Origin of the sequence: Streptomyces sp. NPDC059371, from assembly GCF_042751995.1 — a bacterium.
In the GTDB taxonomy this organism is placed as follows: domain Bacteria; phylum Actinomycetota; class Actinomycetes; order Streptomycetales; family Streptomycetaceae; genus Streptomyces.
The window spans coordinates 77,146-82,147 of sequence record NZ_JBHYXD010000027.1 but is presented as its reverse complement, the minus strand read 5'-3'; the positions used below and the strand labels follow the sequence as shown (position 1 = coordinate 82,147).

Annotated in this window: 2 protein-coding genes and 2 pseudogenes; 1 reads left to right on the top strand and 3 read right to left on the bottom strand. The window is 76.0% G+C overall.

What is annotated here, in order from left to right:
* From ACFXGX_RS18005 to ACFXGX_RS17995, 3 genes and pseudogenes are all read right to left on the bottom strand, one after another.
* Positions 1-1,164 (bottom strand): annotated as a pseudogene (locus ACFXGX_RS18005) (hypothetical protein); the annotation flags it as partial.
* 35 nt (positions 1,165-1,199) lie between these two features.
* Positions 1,200-2,762, bottom strand: a complete 1,563-nt coding sequence (locus ACFXGX_RS18000; protein WP_384791618.1) for a protein kinase — start codon at positions 2,760-2,762, stop codon at positions 1,200-1,202.
* On the bottom strand, positions 2,759-4,519 hold the full coding sequence (locus tag ACFXGX_RS17995; RefSeq protein WP_384791615.1) for an FHA domain-containing protein: 1,761 nt from the start codon (positions 4,517-4,519) through the stop codon (positions 2,759-2,761). Before ACFXGX_RS17995 ends, ACFXGX_RS18000 begins: the two co-directional genes overlap by 4 nt.
* Before the next feature lie 83 nt (positions 4,520-4,602).
* On the opposite strand from ACFXGX_RS17995, the pseudogene ACFXGX_RS17990 reads away from it, so the two are divergent.
* Positions 4,603-5,002: pseudogene (locus ACFXGX_RS17990) on the top strand (hypothetical protein); the annotation flags it as partial.

Here is a 5,002-nt window from a genome sequence, read left to right as displayed (position 1 = left end):
GGCCCCGGTACCCCCGGCCCCGGTACCCCCGGCCCCGGTACCCCCGGCCCCGGTACCCCCGGCCCCGGTACCCCCGGCCCCGGTACCCCCGGCCCCGGTACCCCCGGCCCCTGCGTCCCTCGAACCTGCGTCCCGGACACCCCCGCCTTCGGCACCCGCGTCCCCGGACTCTGCGCCCTCAGACTCTGCGACCCGGGCACCCGCGCCCGCGGCACCCGCGTCCCCGGACTCTGCGCCCTTGGACTCCGTGCCCCTGGACCCTGCGGCTTCAAGGCCGACACCATCGGAACCGGCACCGCTGCAACCGGTGACGTCGGAACCGGCACTGCCGGAGCCGAGGGCCTCGCCTCCCTCTCCCAGAGAACGCACGCGCTGGGCATCCACCCCCACCCTGTCCGCCGCCGTCGCCGCGGCCACCGCCGCACGCAGCTCCGTACGCCGCAGAAAACCCTCCGGCAGCGCCGCGCGCCCGGCGACCAGTGCCGCCCGGGCCGCCGCCAGCCCCTCGGAACCGGCGGTGGCGCGACAGCGCGCGAACACGGCGGCCGCGGGGGTGCCGGGAGCCACCCATGCCTCGCCGAGGGTGCGGGCCAGGTCGGCCCAGGCCGCGACGTCCGCCGTACGGCGCGCCGAGCCCGGCGCGTCACCCGGCACCGTGCCGTCACCTGGAACCGTGCTGTCGCCCAGCACCGTGCCCAGCGCGGCCTCGGCGAGCAGGGCGACGCCGTCCGGGGCCAGGACGACGGTGTCCGCGGCCAGCGCCCCGTGGGCGAGGCCGGCCGCGTGCAGGGCGAGCAGGGTCTGCGCGGACTCGTTCAGGACGCTGGCCGCGCTGCCCGCGTCGGGGCCCGTACCTCCGCGGGCCAGCAGGTCCGCGAGTGTGGGGGCCGGTGGCCGGGCGGTGACCAGCCACACCTCCCCGGCCTCCGCGACGAGGTCGACGGTGCCGAGCACCCCGGGCAACCGGAGCTTCGCGACGGCGAGTACGGACGCCGCGAGCCGTTCGCGCGTGCCCCGCGGCGCGAGCAGGGCACGGTCGATGCGCAGCGCGCCGAGCACAGGCTCACCGGACTGGGCCGGGAGCAGCGCGTGCCAGGTGCCGTGGCGGGCGTCGCGCGACCAGCCCGACAGGGTGCGCCCGGCGAGGGTGGTGGCTGTCGTCATGTGGATCCGTTCTCGTTCCCGCCCCGGTACGGCGCTCAGCACGGCGGTGCGTCCAGGGTGGCCGTCTGCGGTCCGTTCGCGGCCGCCGGAGTGCTGGTGAGTGTGACCGTCCAGGTGCCCCGGCACGGGTGGTTGGCGAAGTCGGCCACGAAGGTCACGGGGTAGTGCGTGCTCCCGGACAGCACCCGGGTCTGCTTGCCGTAGGGGTCGGCGGGCGTGTCCACGTAGTAGTCGGCCGTGACGGTCACGGGCGAGGTGCCGGTCGTGTCGACGGTGACGGCGGCGACCAGCGAGCCGGGGGTCTGCCCCCGCTGCCAGGAGCCGATGCTGATCGTGACCGTGCCGGGTGTGGGCGCGGCCGGGCTCGCGGCTGTCGGCGTGGGGGAGTCCGCCGATGGGATGGCGCTCACCGTGGGGGTGGGGGAGAGTGCCGGGCTGCCCGAGGGGGTGGTGGTCGGGGTGGTGTCGGCCGTGGGGGAGGCGCCGGTCGCGGACACGGACGGCGAAGAGGCCGTCGGAGTCGGCGAGTTGATGTCCGAGGGTACCGAACTGGCCACCGTCGTCGACGTGTCGTGCGGGCGGGCCGCCACGGACGTCACCCCGCCCGCCACGAACGCCAGCGCGGCCGCCCCGACGGCGGCCTTCCATCCGTTCCGCTTCACCCGCCCCAGCAGTGTCAGGGCCTGGGCCGGAGCTTCGAGCGTCGCCGTCGCGGTGAACGGGAACAACAGGGCCAGCAGCGCGGTGAGTTCGGCGAGCCTGCGGCGTCCGCGCTCCTCCCAGCCGGCGCCGTACCCCTCGAGGGCGGAGTGCTCCAGATCGGCCAGGAAGGCCTCGATGCCCGGCCGTTGCGCCGGGTCCTTGGCCAACCCCCGGCGCAGCAGACCCCGTACGGGAGCGGGTACGTCCTCCAGCGGGACCGGGGCCCGCAGATGCTGCAGACGCAGCGCGGCCACGTCGTCGCCGGTGAACGGGCGGCGCCCGGTCAGGCACTCGTGGAACACCGCCGCCGCGGCGTACACGTCGCCGGCCGGTCCCGCCGGTTCGCCCTGCCACTGCTCGGGCGCCATGTAGGCGGGCGTGCCGACGGCCTCGGTCTCGCGTCCGGTGCGTACGGCGATCCCGAAGTCGGCGAGCGCGCTCGTGCCGTCGGCGCGGACCAGCACGTTCTCCGGCTTGTAGTCACGGTGGACCACCCCGGCCGCGTGCGCCGCGCCGAGGCCCAGCAGCGAGCCCTTGAGCAGGACCAGGGCGGCCTCGGGGCCGGTCGCCCCGTGTCGGCGCAGCAGTTGGCGCAGACTGACGCCGTCCACCGCCTCCATCACGATCGCGGCACCGCCGCGCGCCTCGACGTACTCGTACAGCCGCACCACGCACGGGTGCCGCAACTCGCCAAGGAGCCGGGCCTCCGCGCGGAAACGGGCGAGGAACTCCCGGTCGCCGCGCAGGTGTTCACCGAGGTACTTGATCGCCACCGGCACCCCGGTCGCGGCGTGCCGGGCCAGGACGACCCGCCCGCCGGCGCCCTCGCCGAGCGTGCGCACCTCTTCGTAACCGGACACGGCCCACCGGCCTGGGCTGCCGGTGTCCTCGCTCATGCCGTTCCCTCCACGGCCGTCCCCAGGGCCGGGGCCGGTGCCGCACCTCGCGCGTCCCGCCGGCGCCGCACCCGCCGGGCCAGCCAGCGCACCGGCGCGGACCACACAGGGAAGGCCACCAGGGCGACCACGACGGCCTCGACGACCCCGGTCCACGCCGGGGACAGCCACCCCTCCAGCAGGTCGCCGATCCGGGAGCGCCAGGCCAGCAGGGCCAGGACGAGGAAGCCGTACGTGCCGACGACGACCGCGAGGCCGTACGCGGCCATGCCCGCTTGCCGCGGGCCGGGCCGGCTGCCCGCGCGCAGGTCCCGCCACAGGCCCTTGCGGAAGTACGCGCTCGCCTCCTCGCGCAGCCGCGGCACCCGCAGCGCGTCGGTCAGGGCCTGGTAACCGTCCAGCGGCATCAGCGGGTTGAAGTTGTAGAGCGTGTTCAGGTAGAGCCCGAAGGCGAGTTGGAACAGGATCGCCGAGGCCGCCCCGGCGGGCAGGAAGGCCGCGCCGGCCGCGCACCAGCCGGCCAGCGCCGCCGTCGACAGCGGCCCGGACAGCGCGACGACCACGCGTGACCAGCGGGTGCCGAACCACATGTCGCTGGTGTCCACGAACGCGAACGGCATGCCCATCATGAGAAGGAACCCGCCGCGCCGGACCTTGCGGCCGTACGATTTCACGGCCAGTGCGTGCGTCAACTCGTGGACGACCAGGGCGGATATGTATCCGGTGGCCAGGAGCACCGGGCCCCAGACGCCCGCCCCGCCGAAGTCCAGCAGATGCTGCCGGCCCTGGGCGACGAAGAACGCGACCGGCCCGCCGGCCACCGACAGCCACACCAGCGTCACGCCGGTCCGGGTGAACAGCCGCCACCCGAAGGCCTGGTAGAGACGGGTGACCACCCGGTCGAGGCCGGGGACGGAGATCTCCAGCTTCAGCAGCGCCCGGTACACGGCGTGCCCCACCCGCCGCCAACCCCTCCGCTGCGCCTCCTCGGGACGGCCGGGCAGGCCGCGCAGCAGTCCCGCGTCCGCGAATGCGGCGAGCGCCGACTCGATGCGCGGGAGGGCGAGTTCGCCGTAGCGGTCGGCGTAGGCGAACAGCAGGTCCCGTACGGTGTTCTCGCCGTCGGCGGCGTTCCAGAGGAAGACCTGGCGCTCGTCCAGCTCCAGATACCTGCCGGTGCGGGTGTTGTTGAGCACCCAGCGGGCCTCGCCTCGGTCGGCGGGCAGTTGCTTGAGTGCCCAGCCGGAGCGGCGGCGCGGGCGCGCGGTGAGCGGTCCGTTCGCCTCCGGCGCCGCCTCCTCCTGCGCGGCGGTGGGGAGTTGGGTGAGCTGGGTGCCGACGACCTGGGTGCGCTGGCCGATGTGGGCCTCGCGGGGCTGCTCGAACACCAGGCGTACGTCGCCGACGGACAGCTCGGTGCCGTCGGCGAGGTGGGCCGCGCCGCCGTGCAGGTCGACGCCCGCGACGGCCGTGCCGTTGAACGAGTCCAGGTCCTCGATCCGGAAGCCCGACTCCGTACGGACGATCCGGGCGTGGCGGCGCGACACGCTGGCGTCGGCCACGACGACGTCGCTGTCCGCGCCCCGCCCCAGCGTGGTGACCGGGCCGGTGAGCGGGACGAGCAGGGCGGGGTCGTCGAGGCCGCGCAGGTGCGGCGCGGCGTACGACGTCGTTGCCGCGCCGCGGCGCAGGGTGCCGCAGTACAGGCAGTACGGGAAGTCGCGCCGCACGTGGACGCGGCAGGCGTGGCAGAGCATGCGCCGGTTCAGCCCGCGCCGGAGCCGCTGAGAGACGTTCCGCCGGAGAAGCCGCCGTCGGTATCGGGCGCGGCGGGGGAGAGGTGGGTGGAGACGCCGTCGAGGCCGGGGGCGCTCACACCGCCGCGCACGCGCTCGGCACCGCCGAGGACACCCGCGCGGCCCCCGCCGCCGCCTTCGCCACCCCCGCCGTCGCCTCCGCCGGGTTCACCGCCGCCGCCGGGCCGGCGCCCGGTGTTCTCCTGATCACCGCCCCCGCCACCGCTGCCGTCACCGCCACCGGGCTCACCACCGCCGCCGCCGGGCCGCCGCCCGGTGTTCTCCTGGTCGCCACCGCCACCGCCACCGCCACCTTCGCCGCCGGAGCCGCCGTCGTGACCGTGCCCGCCACCCTCTTCGCCGCCTCCGCCGTCGCCGCCCCCGGAACCCCCGCCGTCACCGCCACCGGAACCGCCGTGGCCGCCGCCCTCACCACCACCGGAG

Coding starts and splice junctions, on each gene's coding strand:
- ACFXGX_RS18000 (WP_384791618.1), bottom strand. CDS start 2,762: ATGAGCGAGGACACCGGCAGCCCAGGCCGGTGGGCCGTGTCCGGTTAC.
- ACFXGX_RS17995 (WP_384791615.1), bottom strand. CDS start 4,519: ATGCTCTGCCACGCCTGCCGCGTCCACGTGCGGCGCGACTTCCCGTAC.